The organism is Paraburkholderia sp., from assembly GCF_050742655.1.
Classification (GTDB): domain Bacteria; phylum Pseudomonadota; class Gammaproteobacteria; order Burkholderiales; family Burkholderiaceae; genus Paraburkholderia.
In genome coordinates this window covers 23,391-48,057 of sequence record NZ_JBOIGG010000021.1, presented here as the reverse complement: position 1 = coordinate 48,057, position 24,667 = coordinate 23,391, and the positions used below count along the sequence as shown (strand labels likewise).

Annotated in this window: 23 protein-coding genes and 1 pseudogene; 14 read left to right on the top strand and 10 right to left on the bottom strand. The window is 63.5% G+C overall.

The annotated features are described in order from the left end of the window. Positions 1–13: 13 nt before the first annotated feature. Together ACREXZ_RS25400 and hutC (ACREXZ_RS25395) are read left to right on the top strand one after the other, a co-directional pair. On the top strand, positions 14–886 hold the full coding sequence (locus ACREXZ_RS25400; RefSeq protein ID WP_431766882.1) for an amino acid ABC transporter ATP-binding protein: 873 nt from the start codon (positions 14–16) through the stop codon (positions 884–886). A gap of 60 nt (positions 887–946) precedes the next feature. Further along, positions 947–1,783: a histidine utilization repressor gene (gene hutC / locus ACREXZ_RS25395; RefSeq protein ID WP_431766881.1), complete on the top strand. Its 837-nt coding sequence runs from the start codon at positions 947–949 to the stop codon at positions 1,781–1,783. Between the two features lie 112 nt (positions 1,784–1,895). On the opposite strand, the gene ACREXZ_RS25390 is transcribed toward hutC (ACREXZ_RS25395), so the two are convergent. Then, positions 1,896–3,947: an arabinofuranosidase catalytic domain-containing protein gene (locus ACREXZ_RS25390; RefSeq protein WP_431766880.1), complete on the bottom strand. Its 2,052-nt coding sequence runs from the start codon at positions 3,945–3,947 to the stop codon at positions 1,896–1,898. 788 nt (positions 3,948–4,735) lie between these two features. Between ACREXZ_RS25390 and ACREXZ_RS25385 the strand changes: the two genes are divergently transcribed. The 7 genes from ACREXZ_RS25385 (at position 4,736) to ACREXZ_RS25355 (ending at position 10,563) form a co-directional block, all read left to right on the top strand. After that, positions 4,736–5,938: an MFS transporter gene (locus tag ACREXZ_RS25385; protein WP_431766879.1), complete on the top strand. Its 1,203-nt coding sequence runs from the start codon at positions 4,736–4,738 to the stop codon at positions 5,936–5,938. A 92-nt stretch (positions 5,939–6,030) separates the two neighbouring features. Beyond that, entirely contained in the window at positions 6,031–6,438 is a 408-nt protein-coding gene (locus tag ACREXZ_RS25380; RefSeq protein ID WP_431766878.1) for a DUF427 domain-containing protein, read from the top strand. A gap of 38 nt (positions 6,439–6,476) precedes the next feature. Then, positions 6,477–7,226: an SDR family NAD(P)-dependent oxidoreductase gene (locus ACREXZ_RS25375; RefSeq protein ID WP_431766877.1), complete on the top strand. Its 750-nt coding sequence runs from the start codon at positions 6,477–6,479 to the stop codon at positions 7,224–7,226. Between the two features lie 29 nt (positions 7,227–7,255). Next, entirely contained in the window at positions 7,256–7,750 is a 495-nt protein-coding gene (locus ACREXZ_RS25370; RefSeq protein ID WP_431766876.1) for a DUF3237 domain-containing protein, read from the top strand. Positions 7,751–7,822: 72 nt separating this feature from the next. Then, entirely contained in the window at positions 7,823–8,686 is an 864-nt protein-coding gene (locus ACREXZ_RS25365; protein ID WP_431766875.1) for an alpha/beta fold hydrolase, read from the top strand. A gap of 92 nt (positions 8,687–8,778) precedes the next feature. Beyond that, a complete protein-coding gene (locus ACREXZ_RS25360; protein ID WP_431766874.1) occupies positions 8,779–10,056 on the top strand; it encodes an MFS transporter in 1,278 nt (425 codons plus the stop codon). A gap of 102 nt (positions 10,057–10,158) precedes the next feature. Further along, positions 10,159–10,563, top strand: coding sequence for an ASCH domain-containing protein (locus ACREXZ_RS25355; protein WP_431766873.1), 405 nt, complete (start codon positions 10,159–10,161; stop codon positions 10,561–10,563). Positions 10,564–10,692: 129 nt separating this feature from the next. On the opposite strand, the gene ACREXZ_RS25350 is transcribed toward ACREXZ_RS25355, so the two are convergent. After that, positions 10,693–11,460: an SAM-dependent methyltransferase gene (locus ACREXZ_RS25350; RefSeq protein WP_431766872.1), complete on the bottom strand. Its 768-nt coding sequence runs from the start codon at positions 11,458–11,460 to the stop codon at positions 10,693–10,695. Between the two features lie 203 nt (positions 11,461–11,663). On the opposite strand from ACREXZ_RS25350, the pseudogene ACREXZ_RS25345 reads away from it, so the two are divergent. Together ACREXZ_RS25345 and ACREXZ_RS25340 are read left to right on the top strand one after the other, a co-directional pair. Continuing rightward, positions 11,664–11,807 (top strand): annotated as a pseudogene (locus ACREXZ_RS25345) (VOC family protein); the annotation flags it as partial. 40 nt (positions 11,808–11,847) lie between these two features. Beyond that, positions 11,848–12,348, top strand: coding sequence for a GNAT family N-acetyltransferase (locus ACREXZ_RS25340; protein ID WP_431766871.1), 501 nt, complete (start codon positions 11,848–11,850; stop codon positions 12,346–12,348). A 250-nt stretch (positions 12,349–12,598) separates the two neighbouring features. On the opposite strand, the gene hutC (ACREXZ_RS25335) is transcribed toward ACREXZ_RS25340, so the two are convergent. The 8 genes from hutC (ACREXZ_RS25335) to ACREXZ_RS25300 all read right to left on the bottom strand — a co-directional run bounded on the left by hutC (ACREXZ_RS25335) (position 12,599) and on the right by ACREXZ_RS25300 (position 20,231). After that, positions 12,599–13,282, bottom strand: coding sequence for a histidine utilization repressor (hutC, locus tag ACREXZ_RS25335; protein ID WP_431766962.1), 684 nt, complete (start codon positions 13,280–13,282; stop codon positions 12,599–12,601). A 180-nt stretch (positions 13,283–13,462) separates the two neighbouring features. After that, on the bottom strand, positions 13,463–15,085 hold the full coding sequence (locus ACREXZ_RS25330) for an HAL/PAL/TAL family ammonia-lyase (protein WP_431766870.1): 1,623 nt from the start codon (positions 15,083–15,085) through the stop codon (positions 13,463–13,465). A 16-nt stretch (positions 15,086–15,101) separates the two neighbouring features. Beyond that, entirely contained in the window at positions 15,102–15,893 is a 792-nt protein-coding gene (locus ACREXZ_RS25325; RefSeq protein WP_431766869.1) for an ABC transporter ATP-binding protein, read from the bottom strand. Positions 15,894–15,937: 44 nt separating this feature from the next. Beyond that, positions 15,938–16,693, bottom strand: coding sequence for an ABC transporter permease (locus tag ACREXZ_RS25320; RefSeq protein ID WP_431766868.1), 756 nt, complete (start codon positions 16,691–16,693; stop codon positions 15,938–15,940). Between the two features lie 16 nt (positions 16,694–16,709). After that, entirely contained in the window at positions 16,710–17,432 is a 723-nt protein-coding gene (locus ACREXZ_RS25315; RefSeq protein ID WP_431766867.1) for an ABC transporter permease, read from the bottom strand. A gap of 99 nt (positions 17,433–17,531) precedes the next feature. Then, on the bottom strand, positions 17,532–18,389 hold the full coding sequence (locus tag ACREXZ_RS25310; RefSeq protein WP_431766866.1) for a transporter substrate-binding domain-containing protein: 858 nt from the start codon (positions 18,387–18,389) through the stop codon (positions 17,532–17,534). A gap of 298 nt (positions 18,390–18,687) precedes the next feature. Next, positions 18,688–19,365 (bottom strand): methyltransferase family protein, encoded by a 678-nt coding sequence (locus tag ACREXZ_RS25305; protein ID WP_431766865.1) that lies wholly within the window; start codon positions 19,363–19,365, stop codon positions 18,688–18,690. A gap of 26 nt (positions 19,366–19,391) precedes the next feature. After that, a complete protein-coding gene (locus tag ACREXZ_RS25300; RefSeq protein ID WP_431766864.1) occupies positions 19,392–20,231 on the bottom strand; it encodes an arylamine N-acetyltransferase family protein in 840 nt (279 codons plus the stop codon). Positions 20,232–20,591: 360 nt separating this feature from the next. Here ACREXZ_RS25300 and ACREXZ_RS25295 point away from each other — a divergent pair, with 360 nt between their 5' ends. The 3 genes from ACREXZ_RS25295 to efeB all read left to right on the top strand — a co-directional run bounded on the left by ACREXZ_RS25295 (position 20,592) and on the right by efeB (position 24,629). Next, on the top strand, positions 20,592–22,079 hold the full coding sequence (locus ACREXZ_RS25295) for a carbohydrate porin (RefSeq protein WP_431766863.1): 1,488 nt from the start codon (positions 20,592–20,594) through the stop codon (positions 22,077–22,079). Between the two features lie 79 nt (positions 22,080–22,158). Further along, on the top strand, positions 22,159–23,310 hold the full coding sequence (locus tag ACREXZ_RS25290; protein WP_431766862.1) for a hypothetical protein: 1,152 nt from the start codon (positions 22,159–22,161) through the stop codon (positions 23,308–23,310). A 17-nt stretch (positions 23,311–23,327) separates the two neighbouring features. After that, positions 23,328–24,629 (top strand): iron uptake transporter deferrochelatase/peroxidase subunit, encoded by a 1,302-nt coding sequence (gene efeB, locus ACREXZ_RS25285; protein ID WP_431766861.1) that lies wholly within the window; start codon positions 23,328–23,330, stop codon positions 24,627–24,629. Positions 24,630–24,667: the final 38 nt, after the last annotated feature.

The following is a 24,667-nucleotide window of genomic DNA, read 5'->3' as shown; positions in this document are numbered from 1 at the left end:
GGATGAATCTCTCATGAACGCCATCGTCGACATGCCCTCTTCCCGCGACGCCGCCTCGTCGGCCACCTCATCGGCCTCCTCCACCCCGCTGATCCAGGTGAGCGGACTGCGCAAACGCTTCGGCGACGTCGAGGTGCTGCGCGGCATCGATCTCGAGATCGCCAAGTCCGAAGTGGTGTGCATCGTCGGACCGTCGGGTTCGGGTAAGAGCACGTTGCTCCGGTGTATCGCCGCGCTCGAAACCTATGATACCGGCGACGTCCGGATCGAAGGCGAACTACTCGGCTACAGCGAACGCAATGGCCGGCGCGTGCGCGCGTCGCACGGCGAGATCAACCGTGTGCGGCGCAACGTGGGCATGGTGTTCCAGCAGTTCAACCTGTGGCCGCACATGACCGCGCTCGGCAACGTCAGCGAAGCGCTGCTGCGCGTGCAGCATCTGTCGCGCGATGATGCGAAACGCCGTGCGCTCGCGATGCTGGACACCGTTGGCCTCGCACACAAGGCCGACGCGTACCCGGCGAAGCTGTCGGGCGGACAGCAGCAGCGCGTCGCGATCGCACGTGCGCTCGCGATGGAACCGCACATCATGCTGTTCGACGAGCCGACGTCCGCGCTCGATCCCGAACTGGTCGGCGAAGTACTGCAGGTGATGAAGCAGCTCGCACGCGACGGCATGACGATGGCCGTCGTCACGCACGAGATGGGCTTCGCCGCGCAGGTCGCCGACAAGGTCGTGTTCATCGACCAGGGACACGTGGCAGCCGAGGGCACACCACAAACTGTTTTCCACGACGCAACGCAGCCACGGCTGCGGCAGTTCCTGCAGAACTACTTCGACCGCAACGCGTTCTGGGCGCGTGGCGGTGAAGGCGGACCGGCATGATGCGCGACCGCCATCCCTTTGATGTTGCGCGTGACTTCACGCCTTAACGGGAACCGCACGATGCCTACGCCGCTTCGTTCCCGCCGCCGTGTGAAGCCGCTCGACAGTGCTCGTCCTGCGCGCGCGGTGCGGCGGCCTCCCCGGACCGATGTGCCGTTGAACGAAGTGGCAGAAGCAGCGCCTGCGCGTTACGAGCAGGTCAAGCGTCATATCCGCAGCACGATCGAATCGGGCGCGCGTCAACCAGGCGATCGACTGCCGTCGGAGCTGGATCTGGTCGCGTCGCTCGGTGTGTCGCGCATGACCGTTAACCGCGCGCTGCGCGAACTCGCGCATGAGGGGATCGTCACGCGCGTGTCGGGCGTCGGCACGTTCGTCGCCGAGACGAAGCCGCAATCGACCCTGCTGATGATCGCGCACATCGGCGACGAGATCCGTTCGCGCGGCCACGAGTACGCGTGCGACATGTTGCTTGCGCAGCGCGAGAGCGCGCCGCTGCCGGTGTCGAATGCCTTGGGGCTCGCGCCGGGTGCGTCGGTGTTTCATGTGATCTGCGTGCATCGGGAGAACGGTCTGCCGGTGCAGCTCGAAGATCGCTATGTGAATCCGGCGATCGCGCCGGCGTTTTTACAGCAGGATTTTTCGACGGTGCGGCCATCGGAGTATCTGTACGACACCGTGCCCGCGCACGACGTCGAGCATGTCGTCGATGCGGGGTTGCCTGGCCGAGCGGAAGCGGAACGGTTGGAGATCGATGCCGGCGAACCCTGTTTGACGCTGGTGCGTCGGACCTGGACTAGCGGAATTGCGGTGACGTATGCGCGGTTCGTGCATCCGGGGTCGCGCTATCGGTTGGGGTGCAGGTTTGTGCCGGGGGTGGCGTTGCGGCAGGGGTAAGGGGTTGGGGAGCCTCTATCAAACCAGGCGCCTGCCAGTCCACCCGGTATCCGGATGATGCTGAAGCACCATCCGGACTGCCTGCTCATCACATTTCCGCCATCACTTCGGCCTAGGTTCCGGAGTTGCTCTGGATCGCCAGGCTCGGGCAATAATGCGTTGCGCTCAAGTACGCTGCCTGCTGCGAACGGACACCGGCAGCACTGGACGTAGGAGGATCGATAAACACCGACGCGTTATTCGATCCCGCCGGAGCGTTGAAGGTCATCGTCATTTTCCACCAGTTGCCCGACTTCACCGCGCTCAGCGAGGTTGCCTGTCCGCCGCCCCATGTCCCTCTCACGACAGCGCCCGTATTCGTGTTGAGAACCCAGCCGAATTCGGTGCCGTTCGAGTCGTCGGTCTGGATCGATCCGCCAGGAAAGACCGTCGCGTTGGTGGTCGCGAGAATGTAGTCGGTGAAACTATACGATTGCCCGCCCTGGACCCGGATGACGCTGTGAATATTCGAGACCGAAGAGCCGTTGGTGCTGGTCACCGCTGCGGCGCCCTTGTTGACCTTCGAGATGTCGGTCGCGGGTACGGCGGTGCCGCCATTCTGTTGCGACCACGCGTCCGGCATGGCGAGACTCAGCGGCGAATTGACCAGATTGTTTGCATAGCAGGCCGCCGCGGCCTGATCGGCCGGCGGTCCGTAGAATCTTGCGATGCTCGCCTGGATTGCGTTATCAGTCGTGTCGGACGTCGCCTTCGTGATTATCGCTCCTTCGAAGAACTGGATCGGAGCACCGCTGCCATCGCCGCCTTCGCCAAGCGAAAGACCACCCTGCCATTGGCCGTTAAATGCATGGCCCGCATCGCCGCCGAAGTTATAGGCTTCGGGAGGCGCCTCGTCATAGACTGCTGTGAGGACGCTTTGCGACGCAGAACCGCCCTTGACGACAAAGATATTCGACGCGTTCACCGGCGAGTATTTGGAGAGTACCGTGACGAACTTTTCTTTAGCAGGCTGCTGCGGACCGTAGAGATAAACGCCCGCCTCCGCATCGACGCCCGGCCAGTTGGTATCGAGTGCGTTGCACACCGGATCTTTTGCGTTGGGCGCCTGGTTCGAATTGCCGTCGCAATAGCCATAAGTGGCCGAGGCGCCGTTTGAAAACGCCAGCGCGAACATTTCGCCTTCGACCTCACCGTGCACATAGGTGCCGGGGTTGGCGCTGTTCTCCATATTTCCGTAGGTTCCGCAGCACTTGGAGGACTGGCTATAGTGCGCACCCGCCACCATGTACTCGGCGATATCGGTGTCGCCGATCGACTGGTTCACCGTACCGAACCGGTTGCGATACGCTTGCCCCGCCAGCGTACTCAATGCCGGGATCTGTGCGCCTTGCAGCGGCACGAAGCCCAGGCTGGCCGGTGTACCGGGAAGTGCCGGCAGATCGTTGCCGATCGACAGCTGGAGCGTCGGCGATTGCGCGGTCAGCGCAGTGGGAGGCTGCGACAATTGAACGGTCAGCACACTGCCGGCTCCGGGCAGCGTGATCGTCGCAAAGCCGTTGAGGACCGGAACGGTCGTCGTTTTCTGCGACCCTGATGCGCTACTCGGCACGGTCAGCGACTCGGTTCCGTCCTGGTTGAGTGTGAGGGTGGCCGGCACATTGCCAAACGTCCCGCCCTTGAGCGCGGCGACGAGGTCGATCTGATCGTAGATGGTCGTGACGGAACAGGTCGTGTTGCGGCAGAACGCGTTTGCGCTCTTGACATTGGCTGAGCCGATCAGCGTGCGGTCGGCACCGTTCGGCAAGGTACCCGACGTATAGGGATAGATGTTTTGCGTGGTGTTATCGGACGCTCGCTGAATCTGGAACAACGGCCCTTTGTAGCTTCCCGTCAGCAGGCGGGTCACACTGTGAGCCGCAGAGCACGGCGTGCTGGCCGCCGCGGCGGCATCGCAAGGCAGAGGAGACGCCTTCGCCTGTTCCGTTGTTGCACTGTCGTTCGACTGGGCAACGTCATTCGACTGGGCGACCGCATTCGTCGGTGACGAACTCGAGTTCGACACGCCTACCGCTTGAGAGCCGGGCGCGCTGTCGCCATTACATGCAGCAAGCCCGGCCGACATCGCCAGCAAAACGGCAACTAATCCAATTCCTCTGGACATCATGACATCCTCCTGTGGGACAGTGCATCGAGTCCGACGCATATCATTTAGTTATGCAAACTGAAGTACCGGAAATCGTCGCAAATCGGGCGGGTGTTCATGGAACGAGCCTGGAACCATCGCTCACTCGCGACGTGCTAGAAATGCGCTACGGCATGACACAGCACACCGCTTTGGTTATGCGGTGTACGAGTTGAGGGTGATCGTCCGGCAGGCAGCGAAGATGTCCAGCATGCTGCGTAGCGGTCGGGCCGTTGAACGGGATTGACTGGCCGTCAATGAGGGTCGTCTCGCCGGCGGCCTGGCCGCATGACGGCTCACCATGCTCGTCTCCATTGTCGTTGCATTGATTGCCCGCCTGGTGGGGCTGACCTCGGGTGACACGCGGCGATACAGCAACCTCGATGAGTAATAATATTAATCAACAAGATCGATTCATCGCCCCAGGACAATCCCTTACCACCTATTATCAGGTGACCGCTCACGCCCACATATTGGAGTAAAGGCCGTATATGACGAGTTGCGCCTCCAGTGTGCATCGTTAATATTACTAGTCATAAAGAAACGAAACGCTCGCCAGGCCCCGTCTGTCGGGGCGGGTGAAATCCCGTAGGTCTACAAGCCGTAGACGATCTCGAGCGACCGTGAGCCGCAACGAAGTCACTCACATGGTCATACCTGCAAGGCATGCCCCCCAGCCTACAAAGTCTTTTCCACGCCGCCACGCAAAGCCTATCGTTCCTCTCCATCAGCGGTGCGTCATCGCGCACCCTCATGCCCAAAGGACGATCATGACCCAACCAGCCACCGTCGAACCGACCCGCCCATCAGCCTGGCTCGCGGTGTTCTCGGTCGCGCTGAGTGCGACCGTATTCTGTGCGACCGAGTTTCTTCCCGTTGGCCTCCTGCGCTACATCAGTCAGGGGCTCGGCGTCAGCGAAGGCACGGCTGGCATCATGGTCACCGCGCCCGGTCTGCTGGCCGCGATCGCGGCACCCCTGCTGACCGTCGTGGTGCGGCGTCTCGATCGTCGGCGCGTGCTCCAGAGCCTCGGCCTTCTCCTCATCGCATCGAACCTGATCGCGATGCTCGCGCCGAATTTTGCGGTACTCGTCGTCGCGCGTGCGCTCTTCGGTCTCGGGATCGGCGGTTTCTGGGCCATCGGTGCGGGCCTCGGCGGCAGACTCGTGCCGGAGCAGCATGTCGGCAAGGCGACCTCGCTGATCTTTGCAGGCGTATCGCTCGGCATGTTGATCGGCGGCCCCGCCGGCGCGTTGATCGGAGAACTCGCCGGCTGGCGCACGGCCTTCGGCGCGGCGCTGGCGATGTCGGTCGTGGCGTTGCTCGTGCAGTTCGTATCGCTGCCCGAACTGCGCGTGACGCAGCGGGTTGCAGTGAGCGATTTGCTGGGCATTCTCGCGACGCGGCCGGGACGGATCGGGCTCGCGGCGATGACGCTCGCGCTGTGCGGTCAGTTCGCCACCTACACGTATGTCACGCCGTTCCTCTCGACGGTCTCCGGCTTCGACGGCAAGACGATTTCGTCTCTGCTGCTGGGCTACACGCTGATCGGCCTGTTCGGCAACTTCATCGGCGGCGCGGGTGCGCAACGCAACGTGCGGACGACCCTGCTCGCCACGATCCTGTTCGTCGCGCTGCCGGTCGCGATACTTCCTGTGCTCGGCGTCCACCGGATCCCGGTGCTCGCAGCACTCGCGGTATGGGGAATCGCCTACGGTGCGATGCCGGTCGCGTTGCAGATGTGGATGGCACAGGCCACACCCAACATCCGCGAAGGAGGAATGGCGCTGTTCGTCGCGAACTTCCAGATTTCGATTGCGCTCGGTTCTTTCGCCGGCGGACTGATCGTCGACCGGCTCGGGTTGTTCGATGCGATGTATGCGGGTGCCGCACTGGCCGTGCTGGCGATGCTGACGATCGCGCTGTCCGGCAGGTTGACACGCACTGCGCCCCACACTGCCGCCGTCTGCTGACCCGACTGTTTCGATGCTTGTTTCGATACTTATTTCGACGCATAGACAAACCTAACGACGACACCCGACTGACCCTCCCGAGGAATACGCTCATGTCCAACCCTACTGTTTCGAATCAGAAGCCCGTCAAGATTCCGGGCCCCGACCATCCGATCACGATCGAACGCAATCCTTCGCGGGTGGTGATCACCGCAGGCGGCGCCGTAATCGCCGATACGCACGATGCGTTGACGCTGCGCGAAGCCCGCTACCCGGCCGTGTTCTACATCCCGAGGAAGGACGTGAACATGACGCTGCTCGAACGCACGGATCACGCGACCTACTGCCCGTACAAGGGGGACTGCGCGTACTTTTCGATTCCGTCCGCCGGGGAACGAGCGACGGACGCCGTCTGGACGTATGAAAACCCCTATGAAGCTGTCGAGCCGATCCGCGACTTCCTCGCGTTCTATCCGGACCGCGTCGATGCGATCGAAGAACTGCCGGTCGCGGCTCGCTAGCCCTCTCTCATGCCGTGACAACGAAACGAGAAACTGAAATGAACGACTCACCCGTAGTACTCGTCACCGGCGCACTGTCCGGCATCGGCCGCGCGACGGCCCTCGCATTCGCTAACGACAAAGCGCGTGTGGTCGTATCGGGCCGCCGTGCCGACGAAGGCCACAAGCTCGTCGAAGAACTGCGTTCGATCGGCACCGAAGCGGAATTCGTGCAGGCTGACGTGCGCGTCGAAGACCAGGTTAAAGCGCTCGTCGAACAGACCATCGCGCGCTTCGGACGGCTCGACGTCGCGGTGAACGCCGCGGGCACCGAAGGCGAGACCGCGCCCGTCGTCGAGCAGACGCCCGAGCGTTACGCCGCCGTCTTCGATGCGAACGTGCTCGGCACGCTGCTCGCGATGAAGCACGAACTGCGTGCAATGTCGGCGCAAGGAAGCGGCAGCATCGTCAACGTGTCGTCGACGATGGGGATTCGCGGAGCCGCCGGCCTGTCGATCTACGTCGCGAGCAAGCACGCGGTCGAGGGCCTGACGAAATCCGCGGCGCTCGAAGCGGCGCCGTTCGGTGTGCGCGTCAATGCCGTGGCGCCGGGTCCGGTCGAAACCGGGATGCTGAACCGGTTGACTGGCTCGAACGAGCGCAAGGCCACCATGCTCGCGACTGTGCCGCTCAAGCGGGCGGGCACGCCGGAGGAAATCGCCGACGCGATCGTGTTCGTCGCGTCGCCGAAATCGAGCTTCATGACCGGCGAAGTGCTGCGTGTCAACGGCGGCAGAACGGCCGCGTGACCCGACCTCAACCCGACAAGGTGAACGACATGTCCAACCTTCTCTTCGAAGATCTTCCGCCGGTCCTGCAGAGCGTGCAGACACAACCGCTGTTCGTGATGCGTCTCGACGTGAAACCGATCGTCGTGGTCGGCGAGACGCCGGGCCTGTTCCGGCGCGTAGGCATCGTGCCATCCGGCACGTTTGCCGGAACCCGGCTGTCGGGAACCGTGCTCGACGGCAGCAGCGACTGGCAGACCGTGCGCAGCGACGGCAGCACGACGCTCGACGTGCGACTCGTTCTGAAGACCGACGACGGCGTCGCGATCGGGATGACGTATCGCGGCCTCCGGCACGGCCCGGCCGACGTGATACATCGGCTGGAAAAAGGCGAGGCGGTCGACCCGGCAAGTTACTACTTCCGGATCAGTCCGCTGTTCGAGGCACCGGCAGGCCGATACGACTGGCTGAACCGCGTGCTCGCGGTGGGCACCGGCCATCGGTTTGCGGATGGCCCCGTGTACAGCGTGTTCGAAGTGCTCTGAGCCGCGAGTACTTCGGCGAGTGCTTCCCCTCCTGATCGTCTTGAGCGTCCTCACAACACAAGGATCACAATCATGACCCACGCCACCCATCACACCGCTCCGACGCAGCACGTCGAAGCGAACGGCATCCGCTTCGCGTATCGCCGCTTCGGCAACCCGCAAGGCGTGCCGCTCGTGATGAACATTCACTTCACCGGCACGATGGATCATTGGGATCCCGCCGTCACCGACGGTCTCGCTCAAGACCGCGAAGTAATCCTGTTCAACAACGCCGGCATTTCCAGCAGCTCGGGCACGGTACCGGAGTCGATCGAGGAAATGGCGGCCAACGCTGCCGCGTTCATCGAGGCGCTCGGATTGAAGCAGGTCGACGTGCTGGGCTTTTCGATGGGCGGTCTCGTTGCGCAGGAACTTGCGATTGCAAAGCCGCAGCTCGTGCGTCGGTTGATACTGGTCGGTACAGGTCCGCGCAGCGGCGAAGGCATGGCGTCGCTGACGCCCGAGGCGCAGGAGATCTTCGGCGCAAGCTACGACGAGCCCGATCATCTCTGGCTACGCGTGCACTTCTCGCCTTCCGCGACGAGCCAGACCGCAGGGCGCGCGTTCCTCGATCGATTCCGTCTTCGGACCGAGAACCGCGACCCCGCAGCAAACGACAAGGTCGCGCCCGCGCAACTCGCCGCACTCGCGAAGTGGGGTGCGCCGCGAGAAAACCCGTACGCCTATCTGCAGGCGGTCACCCAGCCGACGCTCGTCGTGAATGGCGACAACGACGTGATCATCTATTCGATCAACTCGTGGATTCTGCAGCAGCACATTCCGGATGCGCAGTTGATTATTTATCCGGATGCGAATCATGGGTCGTTGTATCAGTACCCGGAGCGCTTCGTTACGCACGTTGCGCAGTTTCTTGCCGAGGACGCGGCGCGCGGATAAGCAGGAGCGCGGGTTCCTCACACCGCCGTCGCGAGAAATTTCATTGCATGTCGACGGCGGCCCGAAGTGACAACAGCCACAGGATCACGGCCATGAACCACTCGACCTGCCCGCCTGCCGATGTTGCCGTCACCAACGGCAGCGGCAACGAACACCGACGGGCGCATTTCACGCTCGACCATGGGACGAGCTTCTGGGTCTCGGCGGGGGTGGTCGCGCACACGCTCTGGACCAGCGCTGCGCCTTCCATGACGTACCAGCTCTACGCTGCGCAATGGCATCTGACCCAGACAGTGACGGCCGGAGTCTTCGCGGTCTATCCGATCGCGGTCGTCACCATACTGATCCTGTTTGGCGATCTCTCCGACCATATCGGCCGACGCGCGACCATGCTGCTGGGGCTCGGCGCGTCGTTGATGGGTGTGTTGATCCTCGCGGTCGCGCCGAGCGTCGCGTGGCTTTTCCTGGCGCGCGCATTCATGGGCATTGGCGTCGGCTTGAGCGCCGGCCCCTCCACAGCCGCCCTGGTCGAGTTCAACGCCGGCGGCTCGTCGCGGCGCGCCTCCATGGTCGCTACGGTGGCGCAGGGCGTGGGCTTCGCAGCGGCACTCATCCTGGGAGGCGCCTTCGTCCAATACGGACCCTGGCCGATGCACCTCGTTTTCTGGATGCTGGCGGCGCTGCTCACACTGCTGCTCGCAGCGACCTGGTTTCTGCCGCGACACGCCGGCCCGGGACCGGTCGAAACCTGGCGGCCGCGGCTACCCTCGGTACCGCGCCGGACGCGCAAAGCATTTGTCATTGCCGCGGTCGCCATGATGACGGCCTATACCCACGGCGTCATGATCCTGTCGCTCGGCGGCCAGGTGGCCCACGACCTGGTCGACTCACGAAACGCGCTGGTCAACGGTACGATCCTTGCGGTCTTCGCCATCACATCAGGGGTCGTCGGTATTCTTGCGAAGCCTTTGCCGGCACGCGTCGCGATGATCGTCGGCGCGAGTGCTTCTGCCGCGGGCATGGGGCTACTCGCACTCGCGGCGGCATGGCATCGCCTGCCGATATTCATGGCAGCGACGGCGATGACCGGAACGGGCTACAGCCTGCTATTTCTGAGTGCGCTGGAGGTCATCAATCACGCGACACCCTCCTCCCGGCGTGGCGGTGTACTCTCCGCGCTTTACCTGCTGGCTTATCTGTCGATGGGTGTCGTCGCCGCGGTCCTTGGAAGAGTCGCGACGATTCACGGGCTGCGCTTCTCTGTCGATCTTGGTGTGGGCATTATTGCGCTGCTTAGTTTCGTTACGCTCGGTCTTGCGGTTGCCGTGCTGCGTAGCGCGGATTTGCGGACGTTGCTGGAAGAGGGTTGATGGCGTTGTTGCCGGGACCGGTCGACGTTCGGACGTAGATCGTTGGCAATCGTGCGCTGGTATTCTTTGAACCTCCTGGCAACCACGCACAAGGCATGCGAGATGAACAGAAGAAAGAGACTGACTTTCTGGGGATCTGACGAAAACGACGATAGTCTTCCGCGCGCTGTCATGGATGGTCGAAAAACCGTCACGGCCGATACGGTTGATGACTACTACAAGCCCTATGGCGAGTATGGCGATGGTGGCTATGCGCCGGGCGACGTTATCGAAGTCTACGATTTGAAGCAGCGACTTCGCTGCATCATCAAGGCAACCAAGGTGTACACGATCGAATTCGGGAACATCCCCGAGGAAGTCTGGCGTGGCGAAACGTTTTCCAGTGCGGAGGCGTTTCGCGAGTGCCATATTCGTTGCATGCCGCACCTTGAACTGCATGATCGCTTCGAGCTGGTGACGCTGCATTTTGAACTGGTTGAGATCATCGCGCGCGACGTCGCTGACTGACGCTACGGGTGCATGTCGATGAAGTTACCCGGTAGACCCACTAGACGGGCCGTGGGTCTGCCGGGTGTTCGCTTTGCGCGAAGCTGACGTTCGCCGGCCAGCAGTATTCGACCAGAAGCGAACGGTTGGTCAGGGACGCGCGAGCAAGTAATAGCCGAAGCCGAGTGTTGCCCGTCCCCATCGCAGATAGGCGCCATGCCATTGCTGCATCCGGTTGGAAAATCTCTCCGCGTCCGGATCGTCCGGATGCGTAGCGAGGTATCGCATCATCGCATCGCAGTACTTGCCCTCGTATTCATCCCATTCGTCATCGCTACTGGTTGCCGTGCGGAGCAAGTGATAGCCACACGCACGCGCGCGCCCGGCATTTTCCGCGTGGGTGACGAACTCGTCGGCTGTCGCGCCGAGGACATCCAGGTAGTCTTGCGAGGGTGGCTGCTTCCAGAAGCCCTCCGCGACAAGCAAGCGACCGTTTGGTTTGAGCCAGTCGAAGGCAACACGAAGGCATGCTTCGAACGATCCAAATGCCTGCGTGGATCCGACACAGAGGATTGCAGCGTAGCTTCCGCTCGGGCGAACGTGGTCGAGCAACGGGGAATTGATCAAGCTTAGTCGCGGATCCCCTGGCGCGTCTCGCTGATAGAGTGCGCGTGCCTCGTCGAGAAAGCGTTGGTTGATATCGACACCAACACCGCGCACCGGCGACATCTGGAGCACATCGCGCAATAGCGCGGCCTTGCCGCAACCGGCATCGAGCACGATATCGCCGGCAGAAAGATTGCTGGTCAGGCTTTGCAGTAGTTCGTGAGCCTTGCCGCGTGAAAGCGGGCTCAGGTAGTGGTGGTTACGATGCGCGATCGTGGAAAAGCGAAATGGGTCGTGGTTCGTGTCGGACATGATTCTCTTGCGAAGATGGTTTGAAGGTATTTCTTTTGAACATCCATTCGCAAAGAGCTTTCATACACGAACCTCCCAGATATCGGTGATGTTGTCGCTGGCGGGATGTTACACGGATTCCAGCATCACCAGACTAGATGTCATACCCCAACTGCCACCGGTGGCTACTTGTGGCTACGTATGGCAACATCGCCGTGATCTCTCATCGCGCGGCTCAGGAGGCGGGTGGCAAAGACAATGGCGCGCCGGGTCCGCGCCCGCACTACCACGCGAACTACCATGCAGCTTTTGTGATTGGTCCGGACGGGCACAACATCGAAGTGGTTTGCCACCAACCCGAGGCTTAACGCTCCCATCGAGCAGACTCTACCCGCCTGGTGCCTTGACATGTTGCCGTCGCTCGACGAACTCCTTGCCCTTGATTCACTGACATTACGTGAACACACAGAACTGGCTGGCGATGTCTTCGATGTCGATCAGCAACGTGCGCGCTTGCAAAGGTCTTTGAACCACAGCGAGGTGTGCTCAGTCCGACGGCAAGGCAAACTGGTCGCATATGCAATGCTTCGACCGGAATCGGAGGCTTGCTGGTTCGTGGGCGGGTTTAGTACGCATCCCCTGTATCGAACCCCTGCAGTTGTCTCTGAACTGCTGGCGAAGGTGGCCAGGCTCGCACGCGAACGGGGAATTGCCGAGCTAAGAAGCCATGTCTATAAGACCAACCGGCTATCCATCGCTTTCCATCGCAAACTCGGATTTCAGATCACGCGTGAGAACGAAAAGGCCATCGAGTTCTTCGCCTCAGTGTCCACGCTCAGCGACCGACCTGCAGTGCAGCGTGCGGCGGCTGCACAGATCAAGCCTGACGGAGCGTTCGCCGAAAGTTAGCGGTATGTTGCCTCGATTGCCGTGGGTGGGCACGCGCTAGCAGCGTCCCTCAGTAGGCAGCCAACGGGAGACCGTCGCGTACGCGTACGATGCCGATGGCCAAAAGATCGACGAACCGTTGCTGGTTGCCATCGACATAGCCGCTGTCTCTTTCACCCGGAACCGATAGTGAGAAGGGGCGACAACGGATAAATGCTCGAGCGCCGATCACGCCGTCGGCCTGCGACCGCATCAATCCGCCCACTACCCCTCAAACATTCCCCGCCAGATGAAACCTCGACGCCGGATGCCAAAGCTGAACTGAAGTCGCAACGGCTTCACCGACCCATGTCCGACGCCAAAGCATCAAGCAAGGCTCCCCGATCTCCATCATCAGATGCCGCCGCACATGCGCGTCGGGCTTCTGCGCATAGATGCGAAACTCGGCGCGTTGAATCGGCGCGAGCCGCACCATGTAGTGATTCGGCGTCTCGACGGTAAAGTCCTGTTCGAGGTAAGCGGGAAACACCTTCGGATTCACATACCGATCCTCATACTGAATCGGCTCGCCCTCCTCGCTATGCACGATCCGCGAATGAAAAGCGGGCCCCTTCGCGAGCCCCAATGAATCGAGCGCAAGCGGATCGTCGCTCGGCTCGAGCGTCAGCACCCGCGCCGTGTGCAGATGCCCACGCGCAGCGATTTCATCGGCGATGTTGCGAATCTCGAGCACCGTCGATTCATAACGCTGCGGCGCGACGAACGTGCCCGATCCCTGCACGCGCGTCAGCACGCGCTCGGCGGTCAGCTCGCGCAGCGCGCGCGACACGGTCATCCGCGCGACGCCGAATTCCTTCACGAGTTCGGTCTCCGACGGAATCAGGCCGCCCGGCTTCCACACACCCTCGGCAATCCGCTCGACGACGTAGCGCTTGATCTGCTCGTATGCAGGCATCGGACGCGCTAACGTCTTCGCGGCGGACTTCGGATCGGTACTCGTATTCGTGCTGATATTCGTGCTCATATTCGTGCCCAAGCTTGTATTCACGTCGACCTCGTGGGTGATGCGCAGCGGCGACGCAGGCCGGCGGGTAAGCCAGCCGCGGCGTGTTGGTTCGGCACAGCAGGCAGATCGTCAGCGGCCCACGCTCACCATCGCTGCGGGCCGGGGATCGTTCGCGGCAGGTCCGGTCGCAATCGATACGCCACCGGCCGCCGGGTGCTGGGTGTCGCCGTCGCGCGGCGGCTGCAGGTTGCCCGGATTCGGCAGCGGCGGCGGCACGGTATCCGCGATCAGGCGGAACGCCGCAGCCATGTCGTCCGCGAGCGGCCGGTCGTCGCGATACGTCGGCACGAGGCCGCGCACGCGTCGCCACAGTTGCTCCGTATGCGGCGCGCGCGTCGCACCGGCGGTCTGCAAGTCGTACGCTTGCGCAGCGGCCAGCAATTCGATCGCGACGATACGCCCGGCATTGTCGATGATCTCCAGGGCCTTCAATGCTGCCGGCGTCGCGTGGCACAGGTGGTCTTCCTGCAGCCCCGACGTGATGCCGCCGTCGAGACTCGCGGGCGCCGCGAGCCGGCGGTTCTGCGCGACCAGCGAGGCCGCCGTGTACTGCGCGATCATGAAACCGGAGCACGTGCCGCCCGGCTCCGCGAGGAACGCGGGCAGTCCGCTGACGAGCGGATTGACGAGCCGGTCGAGGCGCCGCTCGGCCATCGCGGCGACCTGCGCAATCGCGGTCGCGAGACTGTCCATCGCGAGCGCGATCGATGCACCGACCGCATGCGCCTGCGAATAGACGCGCGGCGCGTCGGGCGTGCCGGCGACGATCGGGTTGTCCGTGATCGACGCGAGTTCGCGGTTCACGACATCGGCGGTCGCGGCAAGCACGTCGCGCGCCGCGCCATGCACGTGCGGAATCGTGCGCATGCTGAGCGGATCCTGCGTGCGCTGTCCGACGAACGACGCGAGGATGCCGCTGTCCGCAAGCGACGCACGCAGTTTCGAGCCGACCAGGTTCAGCCCCGGCGAGATACGCAGCGCGAGCGATTCTTCATCGAATGCGGCGATCTGGCCGTGCAGATTCTCGAAGCTCATTGCGGCGACCGCATCGGTCCAGTCGAGCAGCCGTTCGGCGTGCGCGAGCGCGAGTGCGGCGAGTCCGGTCACGCACGGCGTGCCGTTGACGAGACTCAAGCCCTCCTTCGCTTCGAGCACGAGCGGTTCGAGTCGGAGCCGTCGCAGCGCATCCGCGCCGGTGAGGCGCTCGCCGCGATAGCGCGCGTGTCCTTCACCGATGCATACCAGCGCGATGTGCGCCATGTGGCTCAAATACCCCACCGAGCCGAACGCCGGCACTTCCGGCAAGCAGTCAGCGGCGAGCAATGCGACGAGGCGTTCGGCCACTTCGAGGCGGATGCCCGAATGGCCATGTGCGAAGTTGTTGACCGCGGCCGCGACGATCGCACGCGTTTCAGCGGCGTCGAGCGGCACGCCGACGCCGACCGCGTGGCTCATCAGGATGTTGCGCGACAGCGTGCGTTGCTCGGACGGCGACACGACGACGTCGCACAGCGCGCCGACACCGGTATTCACGCCATACGCGCGAATCCCGCGCACGACGATCTGTTCGACGAGCGTGTGCGCGGCATCGATACGCTCGCGCGCGCCGACGGACAGTTCGAGCGTTTCGCCTGCGGCAATCGCGGCGACCTGGTGCCAGTCGAGAGGACGATCGGAACGGATAACAGCCATGATGGTGCTCGCTCGGTCAGTTTGCGGTACGGTGGTGATGGCTCGACACGAACTGCCGGAAACGGTCCGACTTCAGTTCGCCGAATACCTCGTCGGGCGTGCCGTCCGCTTCGACCTGCCCTTGATGCAAAAACATCACGCGGTTCGATACGTGCCGCGCGAAACCCATCTCGTGCGTGACGACGAGCATCGTGCGGCCCTCCTCCGCGAGCGAGCGCATCACGCGCAGCACTTCGCCGACCAGTTCGGGATCGAGCGCAGAGGTGGGTTCGTCGAACAGCATTACTTTCGGATGCATCGCGAGCGCGCGGGCGATCGCCACGCGCTGCTGCTGGCCGCCCGACAGATGCGCCGGATAGTGGCCGCGCTTCTCGGCGAGACCGACCTTCGCGAGCAGCGCCTCGGCCTCTTCGACGGCCTCGGCGCGACTGCGCTTCTGCACGCGCATCGGCCCTTCGATCAGGTTCTCGAGCACGGTCATGTGCGACCACAGGTTGAAGTTCTGGAACACCATGCCGAGCTGCGAGCGGATGCGGTCCACCTGGCGGCGATCGCCAGGCTGCAGACGACCGTCGCCGCGGCGCTTCATTTTCAGCTCTTCGCCCGCGAGCGCAACGGTGCCGTCGTCGGGTGTCTCGAGCAGGTTCAGGCAGCGCAGGAACGTGCTCTTGCCCGAGCCGCTCGCACCGAGGATCGAGATCACGTCGCCCTCGTGCGCATCGAGCGAGATGCCCTTCAGGACGTGGTGATCGCCAAACGACTTGTGGATGTTCTTGACCGACAGTGCGACAGGAGCCGTAGCGTTCATGGGGTTCTCCGTGACTCTGTAAAGGGGTTTGCGCGGGGCGCCACTTAAGGCGCCGCGCTGCGGGCTTCGTTGCGTGACGTGTCAGCGGGCAACGTGGCCGCAGCTGCAGGCGCCGCGCGCAGATGCCGCGACAGCCGCCACTCGAGCGCACCCAGCACGCGCACGATGACGAAATTCAGGAACAGGTAGATCAACGCCGCGCAGATGAACACTTCAGTCGTGCGGTACGTCTGCTGGATGATCTGCTGCGCGACGCCGGTCACTTCCCACACGGTGACGAGACTCGCGAGCGCGGTCGATTTGACGAGCAACACAGCTTCGGTCGAATACGCGGGCAGACACTGGCGCAGCGCGATGGGCCCGATGACACGGCGCAGCAGCGAGAAGCCGGACAGGCCGATCGCGTGGCCCGCCTCGATCTGTCCGACGGGCACCGCCATCAAACCGCCGCGGATGATTTCCGCGGTATAGCCCGCGGTGCATAGCGCAAGTGACAGCACCGCGCACAGGTACGGTTCGCGCAGCACCGGCCACAGGAAGCTCTCGCGGATCACGCCGAACTGGCCGAGCCCGTAGTACACGAGGAACATCTGGATCAGCAGCGGCGAGCCGCGAAACACGAGGATGTACGCACGTGCGAAGCGGTTCGGCAGCCAGTGCGACGACACGCGCATCCACACGATCACGAACGACAGCAGGCCGCCCACCACGAGCGACGCGAAGAACAGCCCGAGCGTCGTCGGCACGGCGGCGATCAGTTGTCGCAGCGTGTCGAGCAGAAAGTCGAAATCGAAAGACATGATGAAGGCGTCCTCGTCAGTTGCGCGCGAAGTTGCGCCGGAACGACCGCGCGATCCGCGCTTCGGCACGATTGAACACGCGGTTCGAAATGCCGGTCATCACGAGATACAGCGCACCGCCCACCACGAAGAAAACGAAGTACTGGTGCGTCGAGCCGGCCGCGATCTGGCTCGTGCGCAGCAGCTCGGCAAGCCCGGTCACGGAGATCAGCGCCGAGTCCTTGAGGCTCAGTTGCCACACGTTGCCGATGCCGGGCAGCGCGAAGCGCAGCACCTGCGGAATCAGGATGCGGCGGAACATCGTGAAGGTCGGCATGCCGACCGAGCGTGCCGCCTCCAGTTCGCCGCGCGACACCGCGAGCACAGCCGAGCGATACACCTCGGCCTGATACGCGCCGGAGATCATCCCGACCGCGAGCGCGCCGACGACGAACGGCGGCACGCCGACGAAACCCTCGGCACCGAACCACTGGCCGATGGTCGTCACGAGCGTCGAGCCGCCGAAGTAGAACAGATAGATGACCAGCAGTTCGGGCACGCCACGAAACACCGTCGTGTACAGATCGCCGATCACGCGCGCGATCCGCCAGCGCGACAGCTTCGCCGCGGCGATGAGCGCGCCGAACACCGCGCCGACCGCGAGCGCGGCAAGCGTCAGCGCCACCGTCATCAACGCCGCGAGCAGCAGCACGCCGCCCCAGCCCTCCGGCCCGAAGCCGAGTATTTCGATCAGAGTCATGCGTGCGCCTCCTTGTGCTGCTGGTCTTGCGTGTGCTGCTTATTGCTGTGTTGCCGTGTTGCTTATGGCTTGCTGTGACGGCCGCGGCCGTCGTCACCATCAAGGCGTCACGTCGGTCTTGAACCACTTGATGGCGAGCTTCTTCACGGTGCCGTCGGCGAGTGCAGCGGCGATCGCGGTGTCGAACTTCGCCGTCAGGTCGGCGTCCTGCTTGCGGAACGCGAGCCCTTCTCCCGGCCCCCAGATCGGGCCGCCGATCTTCGGTCCGGCCAGCACGATCGACGCGTTTTCTTTCTTGTCCATGCTCGCGGCGTAATACGTCACGTCGTCGAACGAAGCGTCGATGCGGCCCGCGACCAGATCGAGATCGCGTTCAGGCGACGTCTTGTACACGCGGATCGTCGCAATGTCCTTGAAGCCGTCATTGATGAACTTCGTATAGACCGTGCCCGACTGGATGCCGATCGTCTTGCCCTTCAGCTGCTTGCGCAGCGCGTCGACGGTGGGTTGATCGGTTTTCGGATCGCCGGTGAGCTTGATCGGTGCGGCCGTCGGCGACGCCTTCGGCAGGATCTTCGTGTCAGTGACCGCGAAGGTCGCGGGGGTCGCTGCGTACGGCCGCGAAAACGCGATGATCTTTTGGCGCTCGGGCGTGATCGAGATCGCATCCATCAACACGTCGAACTTGCCAGCCTGCAGGCCCGGAATCATCCCGTCCCAGTCCTGCGCGACGAGATTGCACTGCAGCTTGATCCGCGTGCACAGGTTCGCGACCAGTTCCGGTTCGAAGCCGCCGAGCTTGCCGCCGGGCAGCGTCAGATTCCACGGTGCGTAGCCGCCTTCGAGCGCGATCGTCACCGTCTTCCATTCTTTCGCGTGCACCGGCGTTGCGAGAATTGCCGCGGCGCCGACCATCGCACCGATCCATGCCTTTGCCAACATGCTGCGCTTACCCATCGAACCTCTCCTTGATTGAGAATGCCGCTGCCGACACGTCGATCGCTGTGTCACCGAATTTGACTAGACAAGCTTGCCCGAGCAAAAAATTTGGCGCAAGGAAAAATTGTCAAAATGGCGGAGAGGGTCGGGTAAGTCCTATAAAACCCCTATAAACAGGACTGGTTCGACGAGTGACCGAAGCTTTCCGGGAGATTTCACAGGCGGTGCACAACGCGCGCTGTCGGTGCATTTTGTCTAGACAGGTTCGGAAGCGGTGCGTCGCGCACCTCCGTTGAACCTGCCCTGCGCGGATGGATTACCAGATACCGGGAATCAGCCGGTAGCGGACGCGGGACGCGTAGTCCGCGTAACCGTCGAGTTGCTCGATCAGCATCCGCTCTTCGAACACCGCACGCACGGCGAGCGCCGCGACCAGCAGCGGCACGCTCGCGAGTCCCCACCACGAGCCGAGCAGCAGCGGCGTACCGACGAAGAACGGAATCGCCCCCGCGTACATCGGGTGGCGCACGTAGGCGTACGGTCCAGTGTCGGCGACCTTATGTCCGCGTTCGCTTTGCAGCTTGACGACCGGCGACGCATAGCTGTTCGCACGGAACACGAAGCGCGTCACGACGATGCTGACGAGTATGCACAGCGAACCGAGCGCCGCCAGTGAATGCGGTACCGACGACCCATGGAAGCGCCGCGCGTCGAGCGCGATCAGCACGAGCCACGCGCACCAGATCAGTCCAGCGCAGGCCATGAAGAGGCGGTCCCAGGGCTTCTGCTGTTTCTGCACGAGCGAGCCGAGGCGTTCGGCAAGCAGCCCCGGATTGACACGCGCAAGCCAGAAACCGACCCACAAACCAAGCGCGCCGACCTCGATCAGAAAGCACCACGCCGCCGGCCACGCGACCGTTCCCGCGCCGCCGAACAGCAGCACGCCCATCACGGCAAGCGACGCGAACGTCTGGACGATCATGCGGGTCAGCATCGTGGGCTCCGTTACCGCGGTTCGAATTACACGCCGGCCGTGACTTCGCTGACGCGCGCATAGATCGATTCGACGTCGATGCCGGTGAGGTCGAGACCGAATGCGTCGCGCAGACACAGCTCGAGTTCGCGCGCGCTGCCGAGCGTACGCTCGGTGCCGTGGCCGTCCAGCGTGCGTTCGGTGAAGCGGTCGTTGAACAGCGTGAGACGCGCGTGCGGCGTCACACGGCACACCACCAGTTGCGAGACGAACAGCGACTCGGGGTAGGTCGACGTGTACCAGTTACCCGACTGGTAATCGGCTGCCTCGGCGCGCTGCAGATCGAAGCGGTAGATCTTCTTCGACGTGTTCAATGTATCGCCAGCCAGCAGTTCGAGATCGAATGCATCGTCCGGGGCGTGCACGAGACGAAACGTCTCGTGCGGTGTCTGCTGCGGAACGTCCGCGATGAGTCGCAGCGGTGCCGTCACCGTGACCACGCCAAAGCCGACGTCCGCCATCCACGGACCATCGTCGAGATCGATGCGCAGCAGCATGTGCGTACGCGCACCCATGGTGCCGGGCTCGCGGTCCCACATGACGCGCGCGATCAGCGGCGTCACGCGAAAGCCGAGCTGCGTCAGCACCAGCGCGAGCAGCGCGTTCTGCTCGAAGCAGTAGCCGCCGCGACGGCGCGTGACGAGTTTGTCCGCGACCGCCGACGGCTCGAGTCGCACGCGGCGGCCAGTCAGCGGATCGAGATTTTCGAATGGAATCGCGCACGGATGCAGCCGGTGTATCTCGCGCAGCACATCGAGCGTCGGCGTGCGCGGTCCCGCGTAACCGATACGCGCGAAATAGGCATCCAGATCAAACGTGTCGTGCATCGAAAGCGTCCTGGTTGGGTCGATGCGCTTCGTCGGCGTGACGCGCATCGACATGCTGAAACCGATGATAGCGCTGCCCCTCTGCGGACGGCCCGGGCAACCTCGCATTTGTCTTGTCAGCACGCGTTTTCTGACCGTTTGTGACGCGCCCAGACAGCTATTCGTAATCTTCAGGTTTACAAAAGTAATGTTGATGAGAATCGTTCTCATTTATATTGACTCCCCTATGCCGACTGCGTAGGATGGCGCCCATCGTTGCTCCGGAAGTCGCGAACCCGGGCACGATCTGTACCGGACGACGGCGCCCGAACGCTGCGCATGCGAACTGGCTCCGGTCAATAAAACAACCCAAGGATTCGCATGACCTTCGCCCTCTTCCCTGGACGTGTGTCGGCACGCGCGCGACATGTGCCATCGTCGCTGCGCAAGGCGGCGCTGTATTCCGTATTTGCGTGCTCGGCATTGACCGCACAGACGGCATTCGCCGAGGCAAATCCCGACGCAAACCCCGAAGCGCCCGAAGCCGACCTGAAAATCCAGGCGCAGCAGACCAACCAGTGGACCGGTGTAATGACGCGGCAGAACCTGCTCGGCGACATCGGCGGGCTGCGTCCGTGGCTCGGCAAATACGGCGTCACGTTCAGCCTGACCGAGACCAGCGAATACCTCGCGAACCTGCGCGGCGGTCTGCATACCGGCGGCGACTACGACGGCCTGACCACAGCGACCGTCCAGGTCGACACGCAGAAAGCGTTCGGCCTGGCCGGCGGTCTCTTCAACGCGAGCGCGCTGAACATTCACGGACAGAACCTGAGCGCGAACAAGCTCGGCACGCTGAACACCGCATCCGGGATCGAGGCACAGGACACGACGCGGCTCTGGGAGCTGTGGTACCAGCAGTCGTTCCTGAACAAGCGGGTCGACGTGAAAGTCGGTCAGCAGAGCATCGACCAGGAATTCATCACGAGCCAGTACGCGGCCACGTTCATCAACACGATGTTCGGCTGGCCAGCGCTGCCTTCGTACGACATGCCGTCGGGCGGCCCGGCCTACCCGCTCGCCGATCTCGGCATCCGCGTGCGCGGCCAGATCACGCCTTCGCTGACCGCGCTCGCGGGCGTGTTCGACGGCGATCCGCTCGGCAACAACCCGAACAACCTCAGCGGCACGAACTTCAACCTGCACACCGGCGCGCTGTATATCGGCGAGCTGCAGTACGCGATCAACCAGCCCGCCGACGGCGAAATGGTCGGCGCGGGTTCGAGCGGTCTGCCCGGCACCTACAAGATCGGCCTCTGGTACAACAACGGCCGCTTCGCCGATCAGCGTTACGACAACACGGGCGTGTCGCTGGCCAACACGGCGCTGTCGACCGGCACCGCGAGCCAGCATCACGGCGACTACAGCATCTACGCGGTCGCGGACCAGATGATCTGGCGTCCCGATCCGGACGGGGCGCGCAGCATCGGCGTGTTCGCGCGCGTGATGGGCGCGCCCGGCGACCGCAATCTCGTGAGCCTCGCGGCGAACGTCGGCGTCGTGCTGAAGGCGCCGTTCGCGGGCCGCGACAACGACAGCGTCGGGCTCGCCGCGACCTACATCAAGGTCGGCAACGGCGTGCATGGACTCGATCAGGATGCCGCCACGCTCTCCGGCGGCCCGTACGGCATTCGCACGAGCGAAACGACGCTCGAAGCGACCTACATCTATCAGGCGACGCCGTGGTGGCAGATCCAGGCCGACGCGCAATACACGTTCAACGCGGGCGCGGGCCAGAACCCGAGCGATGCAACGCAGCCGCTGCGCAACACGTTCGTCGTCGGCGTGCGGACCAACATCACGTTCTGAGCGCGCCATGATCCGCCATCCCTATACCGACCCGATCATGACCGTACTCAACGCTTTGTGCGCAGGCACGGAGAACCCCATGAAACATCTCACGCGCAAGCTTTCGTCGCGCACCGTCCGCACGACTCTCGCCCTCGCAGCCGGCGCGTTCGCGCTTGCCACGACCGCCGTCGCGCAGGCCGAACCGCAAGGCTTTCTCGAAACACTGCACCGGCACACCACGCTGATCAACACGGTGCCCGACAACGGCGACCAGAACCCGTATGCGATCGTCGTCGCGCCGGTGTCGGCGGGCACGGTGAAGCAAGGTGACGTGCTCGTCGACAACTTCAACAACTCGACCAACCTGCAGGGTACCGGCAGCACGATCGTCGACTATCACCCCGACACGAAACAGATGACGCTGTTCGCGTCGATCCCGCGCGACCTGAAGGAATGCCCGGGTGGCATCGGCCTGTCGACGGCGATGACGATGCTGAAGTCGGGCTGGGTGATCGTCGGCAGCACGCCGAGCAACAACGGCACGACCGGCACGAAGGGCGCGGGCTGCCTGATCGTGCTGGACAGCCAGGGCAAGATCGCATCGACGATCGTCAGCCCGAATATCAACGACCCGTGGGGCAACATGGCGGTCGTCGACAACGGTACGAGCGCGACGCTGTTCGTCAGCAACGCGGGCTTCGGTGTCGGTGGAGCCGATGGCAATCCGCCGGTCTTCAAGCAGGCCACCGTACTGCGCCTCGACCTCGATATTCCGCAGGGCAAGCCACCGGTCGTGAAGAAGGAAACGGTCGTGGGCAGCGGTTTCGGCTCGCAGGCCGACAAGGGCGTGTTCCTCGTCGGGCCGACCGGACTCGCGCTGTCCGCCGACCAGAAGCTGCTGTTCGTGTCCGATGCGATCGGCAATCGCGTGAACGAAATCGACGATCCGGTGACGCGCGACACCAGCGCGGGCGTCGGCCGCCAGCTGACCGCCGACGGCCTGCTGCACCGGCCGCTCGCGATGGTCACTGCGCCGAACGGTCACCTGCTCGTGACCAACGCGCTGAACGGCCAGGTCGTCGAGATCGATCCGGCGACCAGCAAGCAGTTGTACGCGCGCTGGATCGACACGGACAAGGCGCAATCGCCGCCGGGTAACGGCGACCTGTTCGGCATTGCGCTGACGCCGGAAGGCGACGGTTTCTACTATGTGCAGGACGACGTGAACACGCTGGTGCTCGCGAAGTAACAGTAACGGTAACGATCATGTCCAACGATCCTTCCTCTCCATCCCGACCCACGCGGCGCGGCTTCCTGAAAGCGGGCGGCGCGGCGGTCGCGGCCGGCGCCGCGGCGGCGGGTTTCGCACCCGCCGCTCAGGCCGCGCTCGCCAGGACCACGCAACACGCGGCGGCCGACCCCACGCAAGCCGTCGAACCGTTTTTCGCGGCGCATCAGGGCGGCATCGTCACACCGCAGCAGAGCCACACGTACGTCGCCGCGCTCGATCTCACGACCGACAAACGCGACGACGTGATCGCGCTGCTGCGCACGTGGACCGACGCCGCCGCGAAGATGACGCAAGGCGCGACCGCAACATCGCTGCAGACCGCCGACGACAAACCCGCCGGCGATTCCGGCGACGTGCTCGGCATCGGTCCATCCGGCTTGACGGTGACGTTCGGCTTCGGCCCGGGTCTCTTCACGCACGAAGGCAAGGACCGCTACGGGCTCGGACCCAGGCGCCCCGCTGCGCTCGTCGATCTGCCGCGCTTCAACGGCGATCAACTGATCGCGGAGAAGACCGGCGGCGATCTGTTCATCCAGGCGTGCGCGAACGACGCGCAGGTTGCGTTTCACGCGGTCCGGCAACTCGCGCGCGCTGCGTACGGCACCGCGCAGATGCGCTGGGGCCAGGCGGGTTTTCTGTCAGGCGCACGCGGCCAGACGCCGCGCAATCTGATGGGCTTCAAGGACGGCACCAACAATCCGTCGACGCAACAACCGTCGCTGATGAACGAGTTCGTCTGGGCGAATGCCGCCGACGCGCCGTGGATGCAAGGCGGTACCTATACCGTCGTGCGCCGCATCCGCATCACGCTCGAGCACTGGGACCAGATGGAACTCGGTTTCCAGGAGCAGGTGTTCGGCCGGCACAAATACAGCGGTGCGCCGATCGGGCAGAAGAACGAGTTCGATCCGGTCAACCTCGACGCGCAGGACAAGGACGGCAATCCGGTGATCCCGGACAACTCGCACGTCCGCCTGTCGAACCATGCGTCGAACAACGGCTCGCAGATCCTGCGCCGCTCGTATTCGTACAACGACGGCACGAACTTCTATATCGAACGCTGGCCGCCATGGCGCCAGGAAACCGAGTACGACGCGGGGCTGATCTTCATCGCGCACCAGGGCGACCCGCGCACCGGCTTCATTCCGATCAACGAGAAGCTGTCGAAGTTCGACCTGATGAACCAGTTCACGACGCACGTCGGCAGCGCGATCTTCGCGTGTCCGCCGGGCGCGCGGCAAGGCTCGTTTATCGGTGCGGAACTGTTCGGCGCTTAAGTGCCTCCAGCACACGATCATTCATTTGGCCAAGAAGA